Source organism: Citrobacter sp. EC_71, assembly GCF_019584005.1.
GTDB lineage: Bacteria > Pseudomonadota > Gammaproteobacteria > Enterobacterales > Enterobacteriaceae > Citrobacter > Citrobacter werkmanii.
Genome location: NZ_VDAY01000047.1, coordinates 1 through 4,487, shown reverse-complemented (window position 1 = coordinate 4,487; position 4,487 = coordinate 1). Strand labels below are relative to the sequence as shown.

Annotated in this window: 4 protein-coding genes, 4 tRNA genes, 1 rRNA gene and 1 pseudogene; 2 read left to right on the top strand and 8 right to left on the bottom strand. The window is 49.4% G+C overall.

Annotated features, from left to right (window positions below; translation table 11 throughout):
* The 5 genes from FHD02_RS23900 to FHD02_RS23880 all read right to left on the bottom strand — a co-directional run.
* A partial coding sequence (locus tag FHD02_RS23900; protein ID WP_000031683.1) for a GTP-binding protein occupies positions 1-289 on the bottom strand: 289 nt, incomplete at its 3' end.
* A 118-nt stretch (positions 290-407) separates the two neighbouring features.
* A tRNA-Thr gene (locus FHD02_RS23895) sits at positions 408-483 on the bottom strand.
* A gap of 5 nt (positions 484-488) precedes the next feature.
* A tRNA-Gly gene (locus FHD02_RS23890) sits at positions 489-563 on the bottom strand.
* 114 nt (positions 564-677) lie between these two features.
* Positions 678-762 (bottom strand) — tRNA-Tyr (locus FHD02_RS23885).
* A gap of 8 nt (positions 763-770) precedes the next feature.
* Positions 771-846: transfer RNA gene (locus FHD02_RS23880), tRNA-Thr, on the bottom strand.
* 19 nt (positions 847-865) lie between these two features.
* Here FHD02_RS23880 and FHD02_RS24610 point away from each other — a divergent pair.
* Positions 866-946, top strand: a pseudogene (locus FHD02_RS24610) (hypothetical protein); the annotation flags it as partial.
* Positions 947-1,237: 291 nt separating this feature from the next.
* Positions 1,238-2,188, top strand: coding sequence for a type I pantothenate kinase (coaA, locus tag FHD02_RS23875; RefSeq protein WP_032940924.1), 951 nt, complete (start codon positions 1,238-1,240; stop codon positions 2,186-2,188).
* Positions 2,189-2,220: 32 nt separating this feature from the next.
* Here coaA and birA read toward each other — a convergent pair whose 3' ends face one another.
* From birA to rrf, 3 genes are all read right to left on the bottom strand, one after another.
* Positions 2,221-3,183, bottom strand: a complete 963-nt coding sequence (birA, locus tag FHD02_RS23870; RefSeq protein WP_220394378.1) for a bifunctional biotin--[acetyl-CoA-carboxylase] ligase/biotin operon repressor BirA — start codon at positions 3,181-3,183, stop codon at positions 2,221-2,223.
* Positions 3,180-4,208, bottom strand: coding sequence for a UDP-N-acetylmuramate dehydrogenase (gene murB / locus FHD02_RS23865; RefSeq protein ID WP_137371368.1), 1,029 nt, complete (start codon positions 4,206-4,208; stop codon positions 3,180-3,182). The genes birA and murB overlap by 4 nt, the downstream gene beginning before the upstream one ends.
* A 169-nt stretch (positions 4,209-4,377) precedes the next feature.
* Positions 4,378-4,487: ribosomal RNA gene (gene rrf, locus FHD02_RS23860) — 5S ribosomal RNA — on the bottom strand; the annotation flags it as partial.

Genomic DNA, 4,487 nt, shown 5'->3' with positions numbered 1-4,487 from the left:
CAGCACCGGTGATCATGTTTTTAACATAGTCGGCGTGGCCCGGGCAGTCTACGTGTGCGTAGTGGCGAGTCGGGGTGTCATATTCAACGTGAGAAGTGTTGATGGTGATACCACGAGCTTTTTCTTCCGGCGCGTTATCGATCTGGTCGAATGCACGAGCAGCACCGCCGTAGGTTTTAGCCAGTACGGTAGTGATTGCAGCGGTCAGCGTTGTTTTACCATGGTCAACGTGGCCGATAGTACCGACGTTAACGTGCGGTTTAGTACGTTCAAATTTTTCTTTAGACATCGATTGTCCCTCTAAGACACGGATAAATCGGTGATATCACCACATCAACCAGGCAATATACCTGAGCTGTTGAATGCTTTTAAAAGTAAACAGAGAGAAACGGGAAGGAGAAGTGAAGTGGTGCTGATACCCAGAGTCGAACTGGGGACCTCACCCTTACCAAGGGTGCGCTCTACCAACTGAGCCATATCAGCACGTCTGGAGCGGGCAGCGGGAATCGAACCCGCATCATCAGCTTGGAAGGCTGAGGTAATAGCCATTATACGATGCCCGCATCCTGAAACTCGGCTACCCAGTTCTTTCTGTAACAAAAAAGAGATTTCTCTCTTTTATGTTCGAGCTGATTAATTTTTTAACCAACTCAGGCGGCGATAACGCTGCCAGAAAGTGGTGGTGGGGGAAGGATTCGAACCTTCGAAGTCTGTGACGGCAGATTTACAGTCTGCTCCCTTTGGCCGCTCGGGAACCCCACCGGACTTGATGGTGCCGACTACCGGAATCGAACTGGTGACCTACTGATTACAAGTCAGTTGCTCTACCTACTGAGCTAAGTCGGCATCAAGTAGCGCGCATTTTATGGAGACCTGCGCACTCATGCAACTAAAAAATTGCATAAAATGTTCTATCGCTCACATTTTGCACTATACGTCCGATAAATAATCTATTTCTTCGTATGATTGGACAAATTTCCAACGGCGCCCACCCTTCCAAAGGCAAGTTTTGCGCCGCCATGCGCTCATCCATAGAGAGAAAGTACCTCTTTATACATCTGGAATAGCCGTCACATTGCTTTTCAGGGGATGATTTTTTCTTATTATTCCCCCTCATCTGGTGTTACCCTCCTGCCCATTGTCCAAATTAACTGAAATGTGCGTGCCATTGCGTGCCGGGGATGATTTCGTTTTTTTACCGCAGACCTGATATAGCAATGACAGCCAGACCATGCGTATGAGTATAAAAGAGCAAGCGTTAACGTCGCCTTACCTACAGTTTGATCGCAACCAGTGGGCTGCGCTTCGTGATTCCGTGCCAATGACCCTGACCGAGGAAGAGATTGCTCGTCTGAAAGGCATTAACGAAGACTTGTCGCTGGAAGAAGTTGCCGAAATTTATTTGCCTCTATCGCGTTTGCTAAATTTTTACATCAGTTCGAACCTGCGACGTCAGGCAGTACTGGAGCAATTTTTAGGCACTAACGGCGAGCGTATTCCTTATATTATTAGCATTGCTGGCAGCGTCGCCGTTGGCAAAAGCACCACAGCTCGTGTTTTACAGGCACTGTTGAGTCGCTGGCCTGAGCATCGTAAGGTTGAGTTGATTACGACCGACGGTTTTCTTCATCCTAATCAGGTGTTGAAAGATCGTGGACTCATGAAGAAGAAAGGCTTCCCTCAGTCCTATGATATGCACCGCCTGGTTAAATTCGTTTCCGATTTGAAGTCAGGCGTACCTAACGTCACGGCGCCAGTCTACTCTCATCTTATCTATGATGTGATCCCTGATGGCGACAAAACCGTTGCCCAGCCTGACATATTAATACTCGAAGGGCTTAATGTATTACAGAGCGGGATGGATTATCCTCACGATCCACATCATGTATTTGTTTCTGATTTTGTCGACTTTTCTATTTATGTTGATGCGCCAGAAGAATTACTCCAGACGTGGTATATCAACCGCTTCCTGAAATTCCGCGAAGGGGCATTTACCAACCCAGACTCTTATTTCCATAATTATGCGAAATTGTCGGAAGATGAGGCAATCAACACAGCTACATCGTTATGGAAAGAGATTAACTGGCTGAATTTAAAACAAAATATTTTACCAACGCGTGAGCGAGCCAGCTTGATTATGACCAAAAGCGCCAATCATGCCGTTGAAGAGGTCAGGCTACGTAAATAAATTAATAAGGGGAGCCGCAGCTCCCCTTATTATTATTCGGCGCCTCTGAGCGATATTTCTCCGCCCATCCAGGGTTTTATCACGCCATTTTGTTCAAGCAATAATGCGCCTTGTGCATCTATTCCACGCGATACCCCAAATATTTCTTTATCGCCAATAATGAGTTTTACCGGACGGTCGATAAAGTTGTCCAACTTCTTCCAGCGGGACAGATAAGGTGCCAGGCCCTCATGTTCAAACAGTACCAGCGCAGCACGCAGCTCGCGGATCAGTCGGGCAGCAAGGGTATTGCGGTCAATATTAATTCCCGCTTCCTGGAGATTAATCCAGCCCTGATTAACGACATTCTCTTCTACCCGGCGCATGGCCATGTTAATACCCGCACCGATAACAATTTGCGCGGCATCGCCCGTCTTACCCGTGAGTTCAACCAAAATTCCGGCCAGTTTACGATCGAGCAGATAGAGATCGTTCGGCCATTTCACGCGAACTTTATCCGCACCCAGATCGCGTAAAACCTCCGCCATGACAATACCAATCACCAGACTCAAACCAATTGCGGCTGCCGGTCCTTGCTCTAGTCGCCAGAACATTGAGAGATACAGATTGGCGCCAAACGGCGAGAACCACTTACGTCCGCGACGGCCACGACCGGCCTGCTGATACTCAGCGACGCAGGCATCCCCTGACTCCAGTTGACCAATGCGGTCCATCAGGTACTGGTTGGTTGAGTCGATAACCGGCAGAACCGTGACATTCCCCCTATCCAACTGAGAATGAATCAGTGATGAGTCTAATAACTGGATAGGCTCAGGTAAGCTGTATCCTTTACCGGGAACAGTAAATACATCAACGCCCCAGTCGCGTAGCGTCTGAACATGCTTGTTGATTGCCGCGCGGCTCATTCCCAGCTGTTCACCAAGCTGCTCACCGGAATGAAATTCACCATCGGCTAACAAGGAAATAAGCGTCAGGGGGACGGTATTATCTTTCATGCGATGATCTCCACAGCATTCACTTCACCCTGTGGGCCAATAAATCTGACCTCAGGTTCAAGCCAGACATTGAATTTCTCACCGACGTTTTGGCGTACATGATGCGCTAGTTGCACCACATCCTGACTGGTCGCACGGTCTGCATTGATCAGTACCAGTGCTTGCTGCTGATGTACCGCTGCACCACCAATACGCATGCCTTTTAGCTGGCATTGATCGATAAGCCAGCCGGCAGCCAGTTTCACTGAACCATCAACCTGTGGGTAATGAGGCGCGGTCGGGAATTTAGCCAGCAGTTCCTGCGCAACGTGCGCTGTAACAACCGGGTTTTTAAAGAAACTACCCGCATTACCGTTAACTTTCGGGTCGGGCAGCTTTGTTGTGCGCATATGACAGACAGAATCAAAAACCTGCTGAGGCGTCACGGTTGCGGGATCCAGACGAGTCAGGTCGCCATAAGTGAGAACGGGCTGCCACTGTTTAGGCAAGCGCAGACCAACGGCAACAATTGCGAAACGATCCTGGTATTCATGCTTGAAGATGCTGTCACGGTAACCAAAACGGCATTCCGCGGCGCTGACGCGCAGATGTTTGCCGGTTGACAGTTCAACACAGTCCACATATTCACAGACACGCTGCAGCTCCACACCATAAGCACCAATATTCTGAATGGGAGATGAACCGACGCATCCGGGAATGAGTGCCAGATTTTCCAGCCCAGGCATACCTTCTTGCAGCGTGTGCTGTACCAAATGATGCCAGTTCTCACCGGCACCTACGTGCAGATGCCACGCCTCAGGTTGTTCTGTGATCTCAATACCCTTGATTCGATTGACGATCACCGTTCCATGGAAGGTATCGAGAAACAGGACGTTACTCCCCTCGCCCAGGATCAGTACTGGATGATGTGATGCATTCGCTGATTGCCAGGCATTCAGCAGTTGTTGCTCATTTTCGGCGCAGACAAGCTCATTAGCTTGTTGATCGATACCGAAGGTGTTCCAGGCTTTAAGGGAGTGATTCATAAACGCTTTCCTGATGCAAAATCGCACTTAGTTTACCGCATATGCCGCAGGATGGCTTGTGTTATGGATGCGAGGGGAAGTTGCTTTGGTAGGCCGGACCCGGCAGGTTTCATTTCGCACAGACGCAAAAAAGCCCATCCGGCAGGATGGGCTTCTTCACTTAATTGATGCCTGGCAGTTCCCTACTCTCGCATGGGGAGACCCCACACTACCATCGGCGCTACGGCGTTTCACTTCTGAGTTCGGCATGGGGTCAGGTGGGACCACCGCGCTACAGCC